The organism is Lysinibacillus sp. GJ-1, from assembly GCF_021166035.1.
Classification (GTDB): domain Bacteria; phylum Bacillota; class Bacilli; order Bacillales_A; family Planococcaceae; genus Lysinibacillus; species Lysinibacillus sphaericus.
The window spans coordinates 263,368-282,561 of sequence record NZ_CP088912.1; the positions used below are offsets into that span (position 1 = coordinate 263,368).

A 19,194-nucleotide genomic window follows, 5' to 3' on the forward strand; every position below is an offset into this window, starting at 1 on the left:
CAGTGAATCAATTTATTATTTTTTATGCACCGTTTCTAGTGGTTGCTTTAAGTATTATAATTGGCTTCTGGGTAGGCCCGAAAGACCGTAAAGTAAATCGTTAAAATTGTTTGGGTGACTGGCACCACTAAAGCCCCCGATTAGCATTGCTAATCGGGGGTTTTTGATTACTTTTTACATTGCTCTGATGGTTGTTGCATTTTTACATAGCGCCATAGACTATTGGCAATATCACGTGCTTCAGCAGCATGTTCCGTTCCAACGAATGCTTTTCTGAAAGGGGTGAGCAAGGATTCAATAATAAAGAGTTTTGGTTTTTGTTGCTGCAATTCCTCTAAAAGAAATGTTGCATATTCAAAACCTTCAAGCGTGTCATCCTCTGACAGTCCCTTAGTAAAGCCTGCTAATTGGTCAATGACGACATCTTTACTTACTTGTTGATAATTAATTACGTTTTGTATTGCGTTAAACATTTCAGCACTTATAAGGACTTCATTGGATTCAAGCATAGTTGGTATAATGACACTTATATTGCGTAATGCTACTCGTACAATGGCTTCGCGGTTTATATATTTGTAGTCCGCTATTAGGACTGCACGTAAGGAAAGGTTCACCATCCCCAATGTTTGTACGGCACATTCATAGCTCATCGGTCTAATTTCTTCACCAAAAACTTGGACAAGTCGATTGGCAAGCCATTCTAATTCTTGTAAGTGATAATTCAAAAGGATTTTTTTAAGTTCACTATCCCGTGAATGGAAAATCGATTCGAAAATTTGTATGAGGTTATGCTCGCGATTGACATGCATTAACACTGCCACTTGCTGTGTTAATATTTCTAAATCAGTGGGATCCTTTCCATAAAGAAGCTCGTGTCGACGATTACTAGCCTCCTCACGCCCCTCATCTAAAATGGCAATTAAACATTCATTTTTAGAAACAAAATGATTATAAAAAGTGCCCTTTGAAACTTTGGCTGCACTAATAATATCGTTAATGGACGTATCTAAAAATCCTTTTTCTATAAAAAGTTCCCGAGCTGCAGTAATTATTTGTCTTTTTCTTTTATTCATGACCTCACCTTTTTAAAGTTATTATACTAGTATTCTACAATGTAAACGCTGTTATATCAACGTTTTGAAATTTATTAATCTTAATTCTTGAAAAAAGTAGACTGCGAGTATAAAATAAGTTTTATCGTAAACAACAAGAGAGAATAGAGGGATATAAATGAATAATGACTTAACAATGAAAAAGCCCCCTTATGGCATGATTGCTATTTTGTTCGTGGGTGCTTTTGTTGCTTTTCTTAACAACACATTGTTAAATGTTGCGTTGCCAACAATCATGAAAGATTTTGGTATTACGTATGCAAAGGTACAATGGCTTGCAACTGGATATATGCTGGTCAGCGGTATTTTAGTACCTGCATCAGCATTCTTTGTGACGCGCTTTAAAAATAGACATTTATTTATTACGGCAATGTCTATCTTTACGATAGGTACAATTATGGCTGGCTTTGCTCCAAACTTTGGCATGTTACTGGCAGGGCGTATGGTGCAAGCGGCAGGGGCTGCTAGTATGTCACCATTATTAATGAACGTCATGCTAACTAGCTTCCCAAAAGAAAAACGTGGAGCGGCAATGGGTATTTTCGGTTTAGTTATGATCGCTGCACCAGCAATAGGTCCGACATTATCTGGTTATATCGTTGAACATCATGATTGGCGTATGTTGTTCCAAATGATTATACCATTTGCCATTATTAGTCTACTATTTGGTATTTGGAAATTAGACAATGTAATGGAAACACGTGAAGTACACTTAGATGTTCCTTCTGTATTATTATCAACAGTAGCGTTTGGTGGAATTTTATACGGTTTCAGTACGGCAGGTGACAAAGGATGGTCGAGTCCTTGGGTATACGGTACGATTATAGTGGGGTTTGCTGCTTTAATTATCTTCATCTTTAAACAACTACGTATGGATCAGCCTTTATTAGAATTACGTATTTACAAATATCCTATGTTTGCATTAAGCTCTGCGATTTCCGTAATCGTTTCAATGGCGATGTTCTCGGGGATGATTTTAACCCCTGCGTATGTACAATCAATTCGTGGGATTGAACCATTCGAAGCAGGTTTAATGATGCTTCCTGGTGCCCTTGCAATGGGGATTATGTCTCCGATTACTGGTAAACTTTTCGATAAATTTGGACCACGTATATTAGCGATAATCGGTCTAACAATAACAACAATGGCTACTTTCGGCTTAACGAAATTAGCGATGGATTCTAGTTATACATTTATCGTATCGATGTATACAATTCGGATGTTTGGTATGTCGATGGTTATGATGCCAATTATGACAAATGGTTTAAACCAATTACCACAGATGATGAATCCACATGGTACAGCTATTAATAATACTTTGCAACAAGTAGCTGGAGCTATTGGTAGTGCGGTATTAGTTACATTTATGAATAACCGTACAAAATCAACAGCAGAAGATTTAATTGCAGAGGCTAAAGCACATGCAGCTCAATCTGGTGTTGCACCAACAGCGGAGCAAATGCAACAAATGAAAGAGCAAATTATGCAAACAGCTTTACTAGACGGCATTACACATTCTTTCTTAATCGCTGCTTTTGTGACGGTACTAGCACTAATACTAGCGTTCTTCTTAAAACGTGTAAAAGTTGAAAGTGCAGCAGCTACGATGGATTTAAAAAAACCAACAAATTAAGATAGACAAAGAAATCCCACCGATCAAACTGTCGGTGGGATTTTAAATGCTAAATTGTTTGAGTGCCTGTCACCATTTAATGACCTTTTTTAAAGAGCGCTCCTGGCCAGAATGCATATTTGCCGAGCACCGTTGTAATGGCAGGTACAAGTAAAGGTCGTACAATAAACGTATCCAGTAATATACCGATTGCTGTTACAACACCGAACTGTACAAGGACTTGAATTGGTAATGTAGCAAGCACCGCGAACGTACCTGCTAAAATGAGTCCTGCGGATGTTATAACACTACCTGTATGCACAACGCCTTCTTCTACCGCTGTTAAATGGTCCTTCGTTTTTCGTTTCTTCCAAATCTCAGAAATCATGAAAATATTATAATCCTCGCCAAGTGCAACTAAAAATACAAAGGCATATAGCGGAATAGAGCCTGAAATTGCCTCTGCACCCATGACATGGTGCAAAATAAGCCAGCCCGCACCAAGCGCACCAAAGTAAGAAATAATAACTGTAGCAAGCAGATAAACAGTTGCTGTTACTGAACGTAAATAAACAAATAATAATAATGCGATTAAAGCAATCATTGTAGGCATGATAACAGATTCATCGCGCTCGGTAATTTGCTTTGTATCATATTGGCTTGCTGTTTCCCCGCCAAGCCATACGTGTGAGTCAGCATCTTTTATACCAGAATCTTTAAGAAGTTTAACAACTTCAGCTTTCAATTCCGGAATATGCTCTAAAGACTCTTGTGCATACGGATTGGCATTCAATGATAATTCATACAATTGTATCGAATTATTTTTCGTACCAATTTGTACATCAGACACGTTATCGATATATGGAATTTTTGTAAGCTGTTGTTGTAAATTAACATCCGAGCCTTGCGTATCAATTACTAGCTGAACAGGTGCCAACTCGCCAGGTGAAAAATTCTCTTCTATTAAAGTAAAGCCTTCACGTGATGGCATATCTTCTGGGAAAGAAGATAATAAGTCGAAAGTATATTGAATGCGTGGTACAAAAGCCGCTAAGCCACCAAGGAGCAAGACAGTGACTGCAATAACAATCCATGGCTTATGCGTTACAAAATGTCCAATTTTATGACTCACTTTATGAGAAGGTTTGTGCTGTTTTTTGCCCTTTGCTTTTGCCATTTCTTCTGTACGTGGCGTGAATGGGAAAAAGGCTACTCGCCCTATAATCACAAGAATTGCTGGCAAAACAACTAGCGCAGCAATGCCCATTACCAATACGCCAAAGCTAAATGGCACTGCGAAGCGTTGGAATGAGCCATAATGGGCAAGACTAAGTGTAGCTAAACCAATAACAACGGTAAGCGCACTCATCATAATAGCGCCACCCGACTCTTTTACAGCGAGCTTCATCGCTGTCGCTTTATCTTCAACATCAAGTAAAATTTCACGGTATTTTGAAATTAAAAATAAGCAATAGTCCGTACCAGCACCAAATAATAAAACCGTCATGATAGATACAGCTTGTGAATCTTTGTCAATCCATCCTTGCTCTGCAAAGAAACCGAGTGTTGGACTAATAACACCATAGGCAAGCCCTACAACAATTAAAGGAATAATGGCAAGTAATGGCGAACGATAAATTAAAATTAATAACACTAATACAAGCAGTACGGTTGCAATCATTAGTTTTACATCAGCTTGTGAAAATAAGCTAACAGCATCCGTTGCAATACCGACTGGTCCAGAATAGCGAACATGTAGTGCGTCGCTTGATAAATCTTGATCCAGTTGAACATTGTTTGAATCCATTGTTTTTGATAATGTATCTAGACTATCTTGTAAAACATCAGTGGCAACATCTTTTTCAAAGAAAACAGGTGTGACAATTGTAGAACCGTTGTCAGATGCAGATGCTGATAAAGCCTGTGGTGGCATTTTATCGTATGGTGGAACTAATGTTTGATGCTCTAAAGGGTTGCTATTTAGCTCTGCATAAACCTTTTGGATAGCTCCAAAATCAGCTGGTGTTAGACCGCTTTCTCTATGCCAAACGAGTAATAAAGGTGTACCTGCATCATTTGGGAATTCTTCAGCAATAATGGCTGCTGCTTGCTCGGACATCTCGGTGTCAGGCAAGTTTTTACCCGTTTCACTTTCGATGCTATTAATTTGCGGCCAAGCAAACGAAAGGACGAGAACAAGTAATACCCAGCATCCAAGTGCAAGAAAACGCCCTTTTTTACTGGCTACCATTGAGCCCCATTGCTCAAGTGGATGTTTTTTCATTAGAAAACCTCCGTTTCATGTAATGTACACTAATTATATATACTAGAAGGTTAATTAATCAATACAGAAGTATTGATATGTTATAATATGTTTAGTACTACACATTATAAGGAGGCGATCTTGTTGAAACAATCACCGCGTGTTCTAGGAAGACCTCGCCATGATGACAAGGCTAAACCTACAAAAGATATTGTCTTAGAAACAGCGACCATGCTGTTTATTAAGGATGGCTACAAAAACGTGTCCATGGATGATGTTGCCAAAGCCTGTAATGTTACAAAAGCCACTATCTATTACTACTACCCAACTAAAGGGGATTTATATACATCGGCCTTAGTTGAAATGATGCATAGAATTAGACATCATATTGAACGAATTTTAGAGCAACCGATTCCATTTAGAGATCGATTAGAGCAACTGATTGAAGTCCATTTATCAGCAACTGTTGATATTGATATGAAGAACTTTATGCGAGAGGCGACCATCAATCTATCACAAACGCAATTGAAAGAAGTACATGCTTCTGAAAATGAGATGTATAAAACGATTGAGCGAGCGATGCAAAGTGAGATGGAAAAAGGGACAATTCGCAAAGGGAATGCAGAATTTTTTGCCCATACGTTTATGGCGCTAATGTCAGTGGGCTACTTTAAAGATGGTGAAGGAAAAAGGCTTTTTGACACAGTATCTTTGGCGTCAAAAGAAATTATTGCTTTCTTTTGGTTATCCATCGAAAAGTGAGAAAAATTGTAGCTAATAACATAATTTATGGCGTTTGAGTTGTTTTATCGCATGGTTAACATTGATTTTTCTTCCAAAAAGAACAGAAAAAGAGTACAGACTGCTAAAAATAGTTTACCATTAAACTATTTTTCAAAGATTGTGCCATAGTTGATTGAAATAATGCGCAAACAGTCTTATAATGGATGATGTAATGTCACCAAGATAAGATAAGGATGGAATTGTGATGCGCTTTGTGCAAAATGGAAAATATGTAACAAATCATGAAATTCGCTTTCCAGCCCTTGTGACTGGTGAATGTAAGATATCCGCTGTAACGACTGTTAAGAAGATCGCTTAATGGTCTTTTTTACATGGAGGCAATATAAAAAATAGTATTAGTGACGGCAAAGGAGAGTTCAAAATGTCAGAAACGAATAACCAAGCACAGTCTGAACAATTAACTGTGAGTCAAGAACAATTAGATGTACTAGACCAACTATTAAAGCCTGAGGTGCAAGAATCTCTAACAACTTTAGTTGAACAATTACCAAAGCTAACTGAAATGATGACGTTATTAACTAAATCATATGAGTTTGCGCAAGCAGTTGCAACCGACGAAGTGTTAAAAAGTGATACTGTTGGTGCTGTAACAGAAATGGCTGGACCAGTAGTAGGATCGGCTAAACAACTTGCAGCTACAGCTATTGAAGCAAAAGATCGCGCTTCTGAAAGCCAAGAAGTCATCGGTTTATTTGGTCTTGTGAAAATGTTAAAAGACCCACAAGTTCAAAATGTTTTCCGTTTTGTTAATGCATTTTTACAAGTTAACGCTGAACGTAAATCAAAATAAAGTTCGAGATATATTCAATTCGTAAGGACGGAGGATTAATTAATCATGTCAAAAGAAATCGTCATCTTAGGTGCTGGTTACGCAGGTGTATTAACTGCATTAACAGCGCGTAAGTATTTATCAGCTGATGAAGCTAAAATCACAGTAGTAAACCAATTCCCAACGCACCAAATCATCACTGAACTTCACCGTTTAGCTGGTGGTACTATTGCAGAAGGTGCAGTAGCGCTACCGCTTAAAAAAATCTTTAAAGGTTTAGATATTGATTTACAAATCGCTAAAGTAACGAAATTTAATGTAGATACTAAAAAGGTTGACCTAGATACTGGTTACACTTTATCTTACGATACATTAGTTGTTTCTTTAGGTAGCCAAACTGGTTTCTTCGGTATCCCAGGATTAGAAGAAAATTCAATGGTACTTAAATCTGTTAACGATGCAAACAAAATTAACCGACACATTGAAGATCGTATTAAAGCATATGCACAATCTAAAGATGAAGCAGATGCAACAATCGTTATTGGCGGTGGCGGTTTAACAGGTGTTGAGCTTGTTGGTGAAATCGTGGACAACTTCCCAAAAATCGCAGCACAACACGGTGTAAACTTTGCAGATCTTAAAATTAAGCTAGTTGAAGCTGGTCCTAAAATCTTACCAGTACTTCCAGATGTACTAATTGAACGTGCAACGGAAAGCTTAACAAAACGCGGTGTAGAATTTATCACAGGTACTCCAGTAACGGGTGTTGATGGTAACGTTATTTCACTTAAAGACCGTGAGTCAATCGTTGCCAATACATTCATCTGGACTGGTGGTGTAGCTGCACTTCCAATCGTTGCTGAATCAGGCCTTGCTGCTGACCGTGGCAAAGCAACAATCAACGAATTCCTACAATCTACATCACACGAAGATGTATTTGTAATCGGAGATGCTTCTGTGGCATTACCAGCTGACGGCGGACGTCCACTTTATGCGCCAACTGCACAAGTTGCTTGGCAAATGGGTGAATGTGCAGGATACAATTTATTTGCACAATACAAAAACCAAGAGATGAAAACATTCTCTGCAGTTAACTCTGGTACACTTGCAAGCTTAGGACGTAAAGATGCAGTTGCGACTATTGGTGCTAGCAACACACAACTTAAAGGTCTACCTGCAACACTTATGAAAGAAGCGTCTAACATTCGCTATCTGACACACATTAAAGCATTATTCGGCTTAGCATACTAAGCATAGCGTTTCCCTTACAACTATTTACAGTTGTAAGGGTTTTTTTATAGAAATTTTCAAAACTTAATATCTATATTCCAATATTAAGAAATGAAAGAGGAGAGCGAAAACAAATAGTAGATGTAAAATAGTCTTTAGACATAACTCGACAAGGCTTTAATTAGATTTTGATATGTAAAAAGTTTTTGTGTAAAATTAAAGTGACTAGCTCTAGTCTACACTTTTGCAAGAAGTAGTACATGAAAAGATACTACCGTTATTTTGAGGTTTCCAAATATCCTGTAAAAGATATCGATAGTCTTTATAAACGATTTATTTCAAATGGTGGTTTACTAAGGGGGTTTCTAGAGAGACAAAAAGATGAGGGATTAATTAGTATTAGATTGGTAACAAAAAGTTAAGTAGGTGAAGTAAATTATGGATAATAAGTATAAACTATTAGGCGTTTTATGTATAATAATTCCTATTTTATCTACAATATATATTTTATTAAACAGTGAAATTTTAGTACCGAAAGGATATAATTTAGCGATTGATGGATATGTAATATCTAGAAATTTATTGATTATTTTTTTATTATATTCACTTTCTAAATTAGGATATTTCCTTTATTCGCAATTAAAACAAGACTAGCCAGTAGCTAGTCTTGTTTTAATTGCTAAGTTGTTATTAATTTATAATCACCATATTGTGGAATCTTTATAGTATAGGTATTACGTCTTAATACTTTTCCGGTTACTATATCATAAAGCTCCCTAGTACCCGTTTCGACTTTATAATATGCTCTATATCCCATATAAACAGTTGTGTTAGGATTAGCGTGCAATGTATATCCTATTGAGCTAGTGATAGATTTTGATCTTGAATAACCTAATCCATCTATTATTCCAGACACTTCTGTCTGAAAAGAGACGGTGTTAGATGATGTAATAGAACCGCCTGCAGCGCCTGTCGTTAGATTATCAGATACTCTCTTAAAGTCCGACCATTCAAAGTATGTCCTAACGTTTGTCTTTCTATATCGGAAATCATTAATAAAAAAAGGTGAAATTTCTGCCGAATCAACTACTTCTGCTGAATCAACTACTTCTGCTGAATCAACTACTTCTGCTAAATCAACTACTTCTGCTAAATCAACTACTTCCGCGGCTTTTGAATCAATTGCAAAAGCAGTAGATAAAGATAATAGTAGTGTAAATAAAAAAATAAACTTTTTTAACACAATATCATCTCCTATGTAAGTTGTTTGCATAGTCTTATAATATAAAATTTTCTGATTTTAGTAAATTGAAAAAATTAAAGTTGTATAAGAAATCCTTATACCGTGAGCAACTTTGCTTTCTACAACGCATATTTCATTTCCGTGCTTGGTAAATTAGTTTTAACAATAATTTTTAATAAATGACCTGTAACGTCTAGCATTTACAGGTCATTTTTTGTTGGATTCTTCTTTATGAATGATTTGCTATTGATATAGCGAAGACTCTTCTTGGATGTTTAGAGGATTCGAATATTAAATTGCGGAATTATATTGCGTAAAGAGGAAATTTGAAATGACTTAGGAGGTGATAAAGTGAGGAGAATTCGGATTATAGTTGTTTTGTTGTTCATTTTCTTAGCAGTTGGGTTTAGTATTTTTACATATTCTCGCTTTAATCCAATCATAAATATTAATACTGAAATAATTAAAATTAGAGAAAAGAATCTAAGTAAATTTGATATAGAGAATACTCAGAAACACATCTATAGAAAACTAAACTTTACTCTAAACATAAAGTATTCTAATAAAATTGATGATATAAAAATAGACATCCCTATTCATTTCGTGAATTATTAGGGGAAGACATCTATTGAAAAGGTTCCGTTTATCAATTTAAAGATCCAGCAAAGAATGAAATAGTATATAAAGAAGAAATCATTATTAACCATACGAAAATAGAAAATAAGAATATAAAAGAATTATTAAATAAGGGAAAAATCATTGTAACATTGAGAATAGGTGGATTGAAGAAGAGTAAAACATTTAATATCGGAGAGACAATCACATTTTCCAACGGTTAGATTGTAAAAAGTCTTACGAAATATTATTTTACGCTTCTTTATTGTATGGAAATTCATTATTTTTGAAGGTAAGCTTTGAGCGCTGTTAATATTGTGTGACAGGTATTAATCGACTCTAGTGTATTGTTTGCTATTTCAAGTGAATGGTTTGCAGTTTCTACAATAGTAAGCTGATGAGAAGTTAGTTGGTTAAGTCTTTCCACTGAGAAATGAGGGTCAGCTGTTCCTATAGCTAAAAAGGAATGTCGATTGATTAAGTTTTGCATAGTATGTTCCAAGGATAGCAGTGGTGTAAACAGTATATAGCGGGAAGGTAAAACGGTCTCCTGTTGCATATAAAAATCAATAATTGGCAGGGTTCCTAGCGATTTTCCAATGTAAACAACTTCTTTGTAAGCTTTTGTTTGTAAATAATAGGTCACAATAGAATCGACACTGTTAAAAACTTTTTCAGATATAACGTTTGGCGGCTTGTGGAACAACTGTTGCTCAAATGTATAACATACTTGAACAACATCATAACCAAGATCAAGCATCAAAGAAGTAGCGTAATGTAGTAGGGGTTTGTCATAGTTGTAGCCTGTACCAGAGAACATAAAACAAATTTTGTCACTATTCATATCAAAGAAATTGCAGTCAATGCCATTGTAAGTATCTTTTCTAGGTTTCATCATCATCATTCCTCCTATCGGTTTGAAAAATTATAACTCTTTTATGTAAAGTTAGTTATAATTTTATAATAACAGGAAGGAGGAAAATGATGAAGGCTATTACAATAAATGCTTTTGGACCACCCTCCGTATTAACTTTTGTGGATTGTCCAAAACCAGCGATTTCCAAAGGGGAAGTGCTAATACGGGCGTCCTATACAAGTGTTAATTTTGCGGATATCAAAAATAGAACGGGCAATAAAGCGAAAGCGAATTTTCCAATGATCCTTGGATTAGATGTTGCGGGTGTTATAGAAGAGGTTTTTGATGATAGCAGTGGTTTTCAAAAGGGAGACCAAGTGATTGCTTTCCCAAAAAATGGTGCATATGCGCAATATGTCGTCGCAAATGAACAGCTAGTGTTTCGCATTCCAAATGACGTACCTCTTAAAAAGGTAGCTGCTATACCGACTGTTTTATTTTTATCTTATATGTTAACACATCAAATTACACAACTAGGTACAGACGATAGTATTTTAATTCATGCTGCATCAGGTGGAGTCGGAACGATGCTTATTCAAATGGCAAAAAGGCGTGGAGTGAAGAAAATAATAGGTACTGTTAGCACTAAAGAAAAAGCTGCCATTGCCTATGAGCTAGGTGCACATCATGTTCTGACATATGAAAACTTTAGTGCCAAAGTGAATGACTATACGGATGGTCTTGGTGTCGATGTTGTCTTTGATTCGATTGCAGGAGCCATTACCGAAGAAAGTTTCCGTTGCTTAGCTCCATATGGTACTCTTGTGCAATTTGGTAACAGTAGTGGTCAGGTGGGTCAAATAAAAACAGCTGACTTACATAGTAGTTGCCGCAATGTAAAAGGCTTTAGCTTAGGAACGACGCGTGCTTTAAAGCCGGAATTATTGCAACAAGTAGCTCCAGAAATATTTTCATTATTACAGAATGAAAGTTTTCAAGTGCCTATAGCAGCAGAGTTTGCTTTAGAGGATATGGAAAAGGCACATACCTTTATGGAGAGCCGTCAACATCAAGGAAAAATCCTAATTAAAATTGTGTGAGAATTGTTTGAGTGACTGGCACTAATTTAGTTTTTCGTATATTCTTCTTTTTCGATATAGCATGATGCCTGTCTCCGCAACATCCTGCATCATGCCTTTATTAGCGTATGCTCCGAAAATCATGCCTGCAATCGGTACCATTTGGAAGAGCTTTTTCCAGCCCATTTGATCGCGGTACGTGAAAAATACTTCCTGCCAACCTTGAAGCTGTGAAATCATCGTTTCTGATGCGTTTTTGTTGTCGTGCATGGAGGACAGCTCTTCTAAAATAGCTTCTTTACCCACAATATCCGCTGACGTAAATTGTAGACATTTCACAATGAAAATACGTTCCATTTTATCATTCGGATCGTAGCCATGAATAATGGCTATTTCTTGCAATGTTTTTAAAGCCATTCCTAATATAAAAGGAATATCAATCGCCAATGTGAAAATACCACCAAAACCAGTCGAAGCACCTTGTACTGTTGCTAATTTCACGCGTTCTTTTTGAAGCTTGTCACTAAGAGCAATCATCTCCTCTAAAGGAATATTCCCGATATCAGAGATTGCAAATATATTAGGATTCGAAGACTGATTACGGATTTTTTGAATCATCATTTGTTCATTAATTAAATATTTTCCACCAGATTGAATATAACTTCCTAGCTCATCGACAAGTAAAGCTAGTTTTTGTTGAATAAAGGCAGGGGTCATCTTATCTAAAATTTTAAATGGAATGCGCCCTAATCTCTCCCAAAACCATAGTCCTTTTTGGTCTTTCTCCCACGCTTCAATTTCTTGTAAATAGTTGATTAATTGCTCTCGATTCTCCATTTATCTACTCCCCTTGTGAATGCATTTAGTTAGAATACGTTATTTAGTTTAAAAAGTTTCAAGTACATGCATAAACATTAATGAATAATGATTAAGAGGCATGCCATACAGAAGCAAGTAAGGAAATACCTTCTTCAATTTGTTCTAGTGACAATCCTCCATAGCCAATAATTATCATCGCATGTTCAGGAGGGGATTGAAATGAAGTCGAACAAGGATAAACATTAACGCCTACTGTATGAGCAAGATGAAGAGCATCTTGTTCCGATAATCTTTTTGGTAGTTTCACAATAATATGTAGACCAGCGTGTTCGCCTATAACTTTAAATTCATTGGAGAAATGATTAGCAATAGCTGCTAGTAGCGTTTGCTGTTTTTTTCGATAAATCGTACGCATTTTAGCTAAATGTTTGTCAAATAGCCCTTGTCCAAGAAAATCAGCTAGTACAAGCTGGTCTACTTTTGACACAACGGACTTTTGTTCCTGATAAAAACTAGAAAATGATGCAATGAGTGATTGAGGCAAAATCATATAACTAATCCGGAGAGACGGCAGTAATGTTTTTGAAAATGTCCCAAAATAAATGATCCGCTGTAGTTGATCCATATTTGCTAGGGAGGGAATCGGAAGCCCTTTATAACGAAATTCTCCATCATAATCATCCTCTATAATAAATGCCTCGTTTAAGTTCGCCCATTGTAATAGTGCTACACGTCGTTCAGCCGACATAACCATCCCCAGTGGAAACTGATGAGCTGGCGTTGTGTATAACATGTGAATAGCCTTTTGGGGTACCGTTACGCCTAAGTTATCCACAGTAATCGGATAGATGGGTAAACCACATTGCTGTAGCGTAGCCCTCACACGTTTAAACCCAGGTTCCTCTAAGCCAACATGCGTTTGTGGACCAAAGTAATGACATAATGCTTGCAGTTGGCTTTGTGTACCACTATAGACAAATACTTGCGATGGATCGCAATGAATACCTCTGGAGCGTCCAACATACTTGGCAATTTCCTGTCGTAAAGCTGCTTCTCCCTGCCATGGGCTTGTTGATAAACTGTTAATAGTAAAATGCTGTTTCATTAACTTATGGAAAATGGAGAAGGGGAACGTATCTTTATCCACATGACCATTACTAAAATCATAGGTTACTGATTGTTCGGTCATAGGCAATGAAGCGGATTTTTCTGTTTGTAATGGTTGGAGCCATTCAAACTCCAATTGCGCAATGTAGTAGCCTGAGCGTTCTTTACTATAAATATAACCTTCTGCAAGCAGTTGCTCATAGGCTTCTTTTATTGTATGAACGCTAACATGTAATGTTGTTGCAAGCATTCGTTTGGAAGGCAATTGTTCATGGGCTAGAAGCTTTTTCGAAAGAATAGCATGTTTAATGTTTTCATAAATCTGTGCATATTTAGGCTTATTTCCGATAAAGGAGATAGCTAGTTCCATTTCATTTCACAGCTCCTTGGTATGGTTAGAATTTTGAAAATTGGTTATATTCATCATATCAAAAATCCTGTTTAATAATGAAAAAAGGAGTGAAGGACAATGAAATTTAACATGGTAGAAAATAACGTTGTATTATTAAGACCTTTAGTGAGAGGGGATAGTCCAGCGCTATTGGCTGCAGGCAGTTATCCAGAGATTTGGTCGTATATGTCCACAACGATTGAGGATGAAAGTGATGTGCATAACTTTGTGGAAAATGCATTGTCTAACAAAAGCCTCATGAAGGAGTATCCATTTGTCATTGTGGATAAGTTATCAGGACAAATTATCGGCTCAACTCGTTTTATGGATATAGATAGCAAGCATCAACGGTTAGAAATAGGGACTACTTGGCTTACTCCTTCATTTTGGCGTACTGCGGTCAATACGAATTGTAAATATTTATTACTTACCTATTGTTTTGAAGTACTTGGTCTACAACGAGTTCAAATTAAAACAGATCATGACAATTTACGTTCACAAAAGGCAATCGAACGTATAGGAGCTACAAAAGAGGGGGTTCTACGCAATCATATGATTCGTAAAGATGGCTCAACGCGGCACACAGTGATGTATAGTATTACATTACAAGAATGGCCAAAAGTAAAGGCACACTTAGAAATATTGTTAGAAATGGAGTAACTTCAAAATACATTAACTCTTCCTCTTACTTATTAAAAATCAGTAAAAAAATGGATGATTAGTAGTCTAATAATCTAGTTTTTGTCAAAAAAAGTGTGGTTTTAGTTATTCAAGGGTAGATTATTTAAAATCTATTTTTGAAAAGTGGGGGACTAGTATGTTGAAGCCAAAATTAACATTGCGACAAATATATGGTGACAATGCTGTTTATACACCTCGTACACCATATAGCGATAATCCATGGATGATGGATGATTGTCATAAACTAGATGCATTAACCTCAAGGGAAGTAGCTATTGCAGATATTCCTGTTTTAGTGCACCGTGCAACACAAACAGCAAAAGCTAAAAAGCTACACGAAGTAGCTGGTTTAGCTTGGATAGAGCAACCGTATACGTATGAAACGCAAGAAGAATATTTAGCACAATTGGATGCATGGTGTGCGGAAGGAAAAACGATTGTTTGTCAGTATTTACATGACGCAGAAGATATGAATCGAAATTGTTATTGGATGGATGCAGCGAAATTTAATGAGCTTAATACGAAAGCTTACATTGATCATTTAATTGACAGTAAATACGTGCCAAGCCGATTAAACATTGAGCTGTATAAATTATCGGATGCAATGAAAAATTGGAAGCCACCTGTTGTACTCAAGCCTGGAGATGATTCGCCCACTTCTGGTGGATACGGTGTTATTATTTGCCAGAATCAGGATGAGCTCACAGAAGGTTTACGTCAATTCCGAATGAATGGGACAGAAAGTATTATTATTGAAGAGTTATTGCAAGCAAAGGATAATTATAGTTGCCAGTTCGTCTATTCAGAAGCGCTTGGTATACAATATTTGGGTGCTTCTAAACAAATGACAGATGACAATGGCATTTATGAAGGAAATGTTATTGTAGAGAAAGTACCAGAAAAAGTGATTGAAGTAGGACGCCATATAATGGAGCGTGGAGTAGCAGAAGGCTTTGTGGGTGTTGCGGGATTTGATTTAATCGTAACAGAAGCAGGAGATGTGCAAGCGATTGATTTAAACTTCCGTCAAAACGGCTCGACATCTATGCTTATGTTTCATGAAGCGTTAGGCAAACCGGTTAATAAATTTGCTTCCTACGCATCAAAAGGTGTAGAGGAGAATGCATCATTTTTTCAAACAATCGAGCAATGTATTAAACAAGGTGTTCTAGTGCCACTATCCTTTTATGATGGGGATTATTTTGAAAATAAAGTAGCATCGCGATTTATTGGTATTTGGTATGCAGATACATTACAAGAAATCGAACAACTTGAACAACAATTACTTTAAGTAAGTGAAATTGTTTGGGTGCCTGGCACTTAAATTGTTTGAGTGCCTGACACCTAATTTAATTTTTTATAAATAAATCCTGTGATTCCCCATGTTAACAACGACCAAACGGTAATCGTAACGATTGGAATAATACAATCCATCATTGTGTAGGGACCTTCTAAAGCTTCTGCTAATAGCACTAGCTGTGAGCTTGGTAGCCATTTCGCCAATTCTAAAATTGGGTAGGCAGAAGCCAGTGATAGGGCAAACGGTCCAAAGGAGAAAATAAACATCACGGGCATCACGATGATGGATGCTTCCATAATCGTTTTGGCAAATAATCCACATAATGTTCCTAAAGCAATATAGAATACGGTAGAGAGCAATAGGGCAATTGCTAGGATTAAAAGATTGGCAGGCTCATAACCAACAAGGAAAATGGCCAAACTAACTACAACAACGGTAACTATAAAGACGAACAAGCTTTTTCCTATTAAAATATCTGCCAGTGAGGCAGGAGATAGCATTAAATTTCGAAGCGTATTTTTTTCTTTTTCTTCAGCTATTAAACAACATTGTACATAGGCAGTTACAACTGCGAATACTAAGTTGATTGGTAAAAAGTATGCATCAATACTGCTCGTGCCAATCTTGTTGTAAGCAAACGCTAATATAAGGGGTAAAAAAACCATAACAGATACTGCATAATTTCGTGAGAATTCCTTGTAGTCTTTCATAAAAATTGCTTGAATACGTGTAAATGACATGTTCATATTAAATCACTCCCTGTTATTTGCATAAAAATATCTCCTAAAGTTGGCTCGTTTGTGTATAGACGTGCAACTGCATTCGATTGCATCCAATCATATAGTTTTTGTGCATCCTGTTCGCCATGTTGAATCGTTTCGTAGTGACCATTTGTTAATTCGACCGTAATGGTTTCATCTCCAAATTCTTTTTTTAATTGCTTTGGTGAACCAATCGCACGTATTTTACCTTGATGTAAAAAGGCAACTCGATCACAAAGTATTTCTGCTTCACTCATATCATGTGTTGTTAAAAAGATTGTTGTCCCGAGCTCATTTAGCTTGCGTAAACCATTGTAAATATGTTGCGTATTAACAGGGTCAAGTGCTGAAGTTGGCTCATCTAAAAATAATAATTCAGGCTTGTGCATAATAGCACGAGCTAATGTCACACGCTGTATCATCCCTTTAGAAAGTTGACTTATTTTCTTTTTACGTTCTGCATAAAGGTTCACAAAATCTAATGCATCTTTTACTGCTGAAGTTGGCAATTGATATAAACTACTATAGAGTAATAAATTCTCCTCGATTGAAAGTCGCGTATACAGTCCACTATTATCAGTTAAAATGCCAAAGCGTTGACGATTTTGACTGCTCTTCATTTCACTAACAGGGCGATTAAATAATGAAACGTCACCTGCAGTTTTTTCTGTTTGTGCAGTTAAAATTTTAATAGTCGTCGTTTTGCCCGAGCCACTTGGGCCAAGAAAACCGAATATTTCACCCTTTTTAATCGTGAAAGAAACATCCTGTAAGGCAGTTTCCCTATTAAACACCTTATTTAAATGTTGTACATCAATAACTGTCTCCATGTGTAAACCTCCTGTGGTTGTTGTTAACCTAACTTTACAGTGTGATGGAGAAGTAGACATTAAATTACAGGTGAAAGGCGGAAAAATGACCTTCAAGGGAGAAATATTAAGCTGACAGGAGTCGTTTATTTCCTGGGAAATCTACTATATTCCGAGTATTTCTTTTAAATCCGCAAGTTTATTTTTCGACAAAGGGACAACCGTTTTTTCATTGCTATTTAACGCAAGACTGTAGCTATTGCGGGTCCAAGTAATGATTTCACGCACCTTTTGGAGGTTAACGATATAAGAACGATGACTTCTAAAAAAGCCGAATGGTGTCAATTTCTGTTCTAAGTCATTAAGAGATAGTGTGCAAGGATAGGCTTCATTTGCAACATATACGCTTACAACGCCTTCCACACTTTCAATATAATCTATTTCTGGTGGGTTAAATAAAATGATTTTGTCATTTTTCTTTGTTGGGATTTTATCAAAGCGGATAGGTGCATTGTCGATTGGTGTGGAAACTGTTTCAATTTCATCCTCTTTTACATCCAGTGCATGTAAACCTAATGCATCTAATCTATATATTTCGCCACTCGAAATAATCAAGTCTTCCAAATTATTTGAAAGTAAAATAATGGTTTTTTCTTTTTTTTGTAGAGCGGCAAGTAATTGTTGTACGCTATGCTTTGAAAATTCATCTAGATTTTGAAATGGTTCCTCGATTACTTGAATTTGTGCTGAATTAAGATATGTATGAAGCAGTTTTAAACGTTGCTTTTCACCGTTTTGAAGTTTATTGATTTTTTTGTTTTTGTGTTCGGTAAGTGTTAAAAGCTTTAAAATTTCGTCTTTATTGTGCAAGGGAATTGTATAAAGCTTCAAACAAAATTGAATATACTCCATCACTGTCAGGCGCTCATATAAAGCACTTTCTCGCAAACAAGTATAACAATTAGGTTGTTTTAAAAACCATTCCATTAAGGGCTTGATTTTAGCAACGTCAGTATAAATGCCAATAATACAGTCTGGTTGCAGTGGAAATTGAAAGCTTGGATAAATAATATTTCCTGATTCAATATAAGGTTCGATTTCAATATATTTATTTTGGTTCATGCTAAGCACTCCTTATAGCTGTTCCTTATGTAAAAAATAATGAATGACAGATTGCGCCTGTAAATTACTATTGTCGCAATAGTTTGAATTGTTGTAGTCCATAAAACCATGCTTCCCACTTAATTGAGCAGTTTGTACAAACGGCAATCGCTCTATTGCCTTTTTCAATTCATTCACATCAAAGCCTTTTTCATGACTAGGTAAAATGACCAATGTTGGACATGTAGGATGGACGTCTAAGTATTGACGTATTCTTGAGCCGTAAATACAAATAATACGATGAATTGGTAAGTTAGAGAGTCTCCATGCCAATGTTGCACCGACGCTAAATCCGATTAAAACCACTTCATCATATTGTACTTTTGCTTCCAATAGAAGAAGTGTTAGTCGTTCAAGTGGGCGATCAAAGCCGATTTCTTGCGTGAAATATTGATAAGCTTCCTTTTCCTGACTATATGAAAATACTTTGCCGTTGGAATACAGAGAAATACATTCTACGTTTGTATTTGAATCACTATATGTTTGTCCTTGATCTTTTATAAAATCATTTACACCGTAAATTTCATGTAGAATAAAGATTTTTTTTCTTTTCATAGTAACCTCTTTTTCCAATAGTGTAAC

General features: G+C 36.3%; 19 protein-coding genes. 9 read left to right on the top strand and 10 right to left on the bottom strand.

What is annotated here, in order from left to right; all coding sequences use genetic code 11:
• Nucleotides 1–2: 2 nt before the first annotated feature.
• Nucleotides 3–104 carry a cytochrome bd oxidase small subunit CydS family protein gene (gene cydS, locus LO754_RS23840; RefSeq protein WP_371830855.1) on the top strand — a complete coding sequence of 34 codons (102 nt, stop codon included), beginning with the start codon at nucleotides 3–5 and terminating at the stop codon, nucleotides 102–104.
• A 63-nt stretch (nucleotides 105–167) separates the two neighbouring features.
• Here cydS and LO754_RS01240 read toward each other — a convergent pair whose 3' ends face one another.
• On the bottom strand, nucleotides 168–1,073 hold the full coding sequence (locus tag LO754_RS01240) for a TetR/AcrR family transcriptional regulator (RefSeq protein WP_231785428.1): 906 nt from the start codon (nucleotides 1,071–1,073) through the stop codon (nucleotides 168–170).
• 157 nt (nucleotides 1,074–1,230) lie between these two features.
• Between LO754_RS01240 and LO754_RS01245 the strand changes: the two genes are divergently transcribed.
• Nucleotides 1,231–2,745, top strand: coding sequence for a DHA2 family efflux MFS transporter permease subunit (locus LO754_RS01245; RefSeq protein WP_025218403.1), 1,515 nt, complete (start codon nucleotides 1,231–1,233; stop codon nucleotides 2,743–2,745).
• A 76-nt stretch (nucleotides 2,746–2,821) separates the two neighbouring features.
• Here LO754_RS01245 and LO754_RS01250 read toward each other — a convergent pair whose 3' ends face one another.
• Nucleotides 2,822–5,008, bottom strand: a complete 2,187-nt coding sequence (locus tag LO754_RS01250) for an MMPL family transporter (RefSeq protein ID WP_231785429.1) — start codon at nucleotides 5,006–5,008, stop codon at nucleotides 2,822–2,824.
• A gap of 123 nt (nucleotides 5,009–5,131) precedes the next feature.
• On the opposite strand from LO754_RS01250, the gene LO754_RS01255 reads away from it, so the two are divergent.
• The 4 genes from LO754_RS01255 (at nucleotide 5,132) to LO754_RS01270 (ending at nucleotide 8,444) form a co-directional block, all read left to right on the top strand.
• Complete coding sequence (locus LO754_RS01255) at nucleotides 5,132–5,749, top strand: TetR/AcrR family transcriptional regulator (protein WP_036204619.1); 618 nt, start codon at nucleotides 5,132–5,134, stop codon at nucleotides 5,747–5,749.
• A gap of 403 nt (nucleotides 5,750–6,152) precedes the next feature.
• Nucleotides 6,153–6,581 (top strand): helical membrane plugin domain-containing protein, encoded by a 429-nt coding sequence (locus tag LO754_RS01260; RefSeq protein ID WP_024360861.1) that lies wholly within the window; start codon nucleotides 6,153–6,155, stop codon nucleotides 6,579–6,581.
• Between the two features lie 45 nt (nucleotides 6,582–6,626).
• Complete coding sequence (locus LO754_RS01265) at nucleotides 6,627–7,811, top strand: NAD(P)/FAD-dependent oxidoreductase (RefSeq protein WP_024360862.1); 1,185 nt, start codon at nucleotides 6,627–6,629, stop codon at nucleotides 7,809–7,811.
• Between the two features lie 417 nt (nucleotides 7,812–8,228).
• Complete coding sequence (locus LO754_RS01270; RefSeq protein WP_024360863.1) at nucleotides 8,229–8,444, top strand: hypothetical protein; 216 nt, start codon at nucleotides 8,229–8,231, stop codon at nucleotides 8,442–8,444.
• A gap of 25 nt (nucleotides 8,445–8,469) precedes the next feature.
• Here the strand turns inward: LO754_RS01270 and LO754_RS01275 are convergent, their stop codons facing one another.
• A complete protein-coding gene (locus LO754_RS01275; RefSeq protein ID WP_231785430.1) occupies nucleotides 8,470–9,033 on the bottom strand; it encodes a hypothetical protein in 564 nt (187 codons plus the stop codon).
• Nucleotides 9,034–9,928: 895 nt separating this feature from the next.
• Nucleotides 9,929–10,552 carry a hypothetical protein gene (locus LO754_RS01280; protein WP_231785431.1) on the bottom strand — a complete coding sequence of 208 codons (624 nt, stop codon included), beginning with the start codon at nucleotides 10,550–10,552 and terminating at the stop codon, nucleotides 9,929–9,931.
• 77 nt (nucleotides 10,553–10,629) lie between these two features.
• Between LO754_RS01280 and LO754_RS01285 the strand changes: the two genes are divergently transcribed.
• Entirely contained in the window at nucleotides 10,630–11,604 is a 975-nt protein-coding gene (locus tag LO754_RS01285) for a quinone oxidoreductase family protein (protein WP_231785432.1), read from the top strand.
• A 21-nt stretch (nucleotides 11,605–11,625) separates the two neighbouring features.
• Here LO754_RS01285 and LO754_RS01290 read toward each other — a convergent pair whose 3' ends face one another.
• Both LO754_RS01290 and pdxR read right to left on the bottom strand, forming a co-directional pair.
• The gene (locus tag LO754_RS01290) at nucleotides 11,626–12,420 is read right to left on the bottom strand and encodes an EcsC family protein (RefSeq protein WP_029747048.1); all 795 of its coding nucleotides are present in this window, start codon (nucleotides 12,418–12,420) and stop codon (nucleotides 11,626–11,628) included.
• A 91-nt stretch (nucleotides 12,421–12,511) separates the two neighbouring features.
• Nucleotides 12,512–13,879, bottom strand: coding sequence for a MocR-like pyridoxine biosynthesis transcription factor PdxR (gene pdxR, locus LO754_RS01295; protein WP_231785433.1), 1,368 nt, complete (start codon nucleotides 13,877–13,879; stop codon nucleotides 12,512–12,514).
• A 99-nt stretch (nucleotides 13,880–13,978) separates the two neighbouring features.
• Here pdxR and LO754_RS01300 point away from each other — a divergent pair, with 99 nt between their 5' ends.
• Nucleotides 13,979–14,560 carry a GNAT family N-acetyltransferase gene (locus LO754_RS01300; protein WP_024360869.1) on the top strand — a complete coding sequence of 194 codons (582 nt, stop codon included), beginning with the start codon at nucleotides 13,979–13,981 and terminating at the stop codon, nucleotides 14,558–14,560.
• A gap of 157 nt (nucleotides 14,561–14,717) precedes the next feature.
• Nucleotides 14,718–15,872 (top strand): L-aspartate--L-methionine ligase LdmS, encoded by a 1,155-nt coding sequence (gene ldmS / locus LO754_RS01305; protein WP_038509352.1) that lies wholly within the window; start codon nucleotides 14,718–14,720, stop codon nucleotides 15,870–15,872.
• A gap of 53 nt (nucleotides 15,873–15,925) precedes the next feature.
• On the opposite strand, the gene LO754_RS01310 is transcribed toward ldmS, so the two are convergent.
• The 4 genes from LO754_RS01310 to LO754_RS01325 all read right to left on the bottom strand — a co-directional run bounded on the left by LO754_RS01310 (nucleotide 15,926) and on the right by LO754_RS01325 (nucleotide 19,167).
• Nucleotides 15,926–16,627, bottom strand: coding sequence for an ABC transporter permease (locus tag LO754_RS01310; RefSeq protein WP_108030699.1), 702 nt, complete (start codon nucleotides 16,625–16,627; stop codon nucleotides 15,926–15,928).
• Entirely contained in the window at nucleotides 16,624–17,472 is an 849-nt protein-coding gene (locus tag LO754_RS01315; protein ID WP_025218414.1) for an ABC transporter ATP-binding protein, read from the bottom strand. The genes LO754_RS01310 and LO754_RS01315 overlap by 4 nt, the downstream gene beginning before the upstream one ends.
• Nucleotides 17,473–17,616: 144 nt before the next feature.
• Nucleotides 17,617–18,573 carry a LytTR family transcriptional regulator DNA-binding domain-containing protein gene (locus LO754_RS01320; RefSeq protein WP_231785434.1) on the bottom strand — a complete coding sequence of 319 codons (957 nt, stop codon included), beginning with the start codon at nucleotides 18,571–18,573 and terminating at the stop codon, nucleotides 17,617–17,619.
• 12 nt (nucleotides 18,574–18,585) lie between these two features.
• Entirely contained in the window at nucleotides 18,586–19,167 is a 582-nt protein-coding gene (locus tag LO754_RS01325; RefSeq protein ID WP_231785435.1) for a dienelactone hydrolase family protein, read from the bottom strand.
• Nucleotides 19,168–19,194: the final 27 nt, after the last annotated feature.

Coding starts and splice junctions, on each gene's coding strand:
- LO754_RS01315 (WP_025218414.1), bottom strand. CDS start 17,472: ATGGAGACAGTTATTGATGTACAACATTTAAATAAGGTGTTTAATAGG.
- pdxR (WP_231785433.1), bottom strand. CDS start 13,879: ATGGAACTAGCTATCTCCTTTATCGGAAATAAGCCTAAATATGCACAG.
- LO754_RS01325 (WP_231785435.1), bottom strand. CDS start 19,167: ATGAAAAGAAAAAAAATCTTTATTCTACATGAAATTTACGGTGTAAAT.
- LO754_RS01320 (WP_231785434.1), bottom strand. CDS start 18,573: ATGAACCAAAATAAATATATTGAAATCGAACCTTATATTGAATCAGGA.
- ldmS (WP_038509352.1), top strand. CDS start 14,718: ATGTTGAAGCCAAAATTAACATTGCGACAAATATATGGTGACAATGCT.
- LO754_RS01265 (WP_024360862.1), top strand. CDS start 6,627: ATGTCAAAAGAAATCGTCATCTTAGGTGCTGGTTACGCAGGTGTATTA.
- LO754_RS01250 (WP_231785429.1), bottom strand. CDS start 5,008: ATGAAAAAACATCCACTTGAGCAATGGGGCTCAATGGTAGCCAGTAAA.
- LO754_RS01260 (WP_024360861.1), top strand. CDS start 6,153: ATGTCAGAAACGAATAACCAAGCACAGTCTGAACAATTAACTGTGAGT.
- LO754_RS01300 (WP_024360869.1), top strand. CDS start 13,979: ATGAAATTTAACATGGTAGAAAATAACGTTGTATTATTAAGACCTTTA.
- LO754_RS01240 (WP_231785428.1), bottom strand. CDS start 1,073: ATGAATAAAAGAAAAAGACAAATAATTACTGCAGCTCGGGAACTTTTT.
- LO754_RS01285 (WP_231785432.1), top strand. CDS start 10,630: ATGATGAAGGCTATTACAATAAATGCTTTTGGACCACCCTCCGTATTA.
- LO754_RS01290 (WP_029747048.1), bottom strand. CDS start 12,420: ATGGAGAATCGAGAGCAATTAATCAACTATTTACAAGAAATTGAAGCG.
- LO754_RS01245 (WP_025218403.1), top strand. CDS start 1,231: ATGAATAATGACTTAACAATGAAAAAGCCCCCTTATGGCATGATTGCT.
- LO754_RS01280 (WP_231785431.1), bottom strand. CDS start 10,552: ATGATGATGATGAAACCTAGAAAAGATACTTACAATGGCATTGACTGC.
- LO754_RS01310 (WP_108030699.1), bottom strand. CDS start 16,627: ATGAACATGTCATTTACACGTATTCAAGCAATTTTTATGAAAGACTAC.
- LO754_RS01270 (WP_024360863.1), top strand. CDS start 8,229: ATGGATAATAAGTATAAACTATTAGGCGTTTTATGTATAATAATTCCT.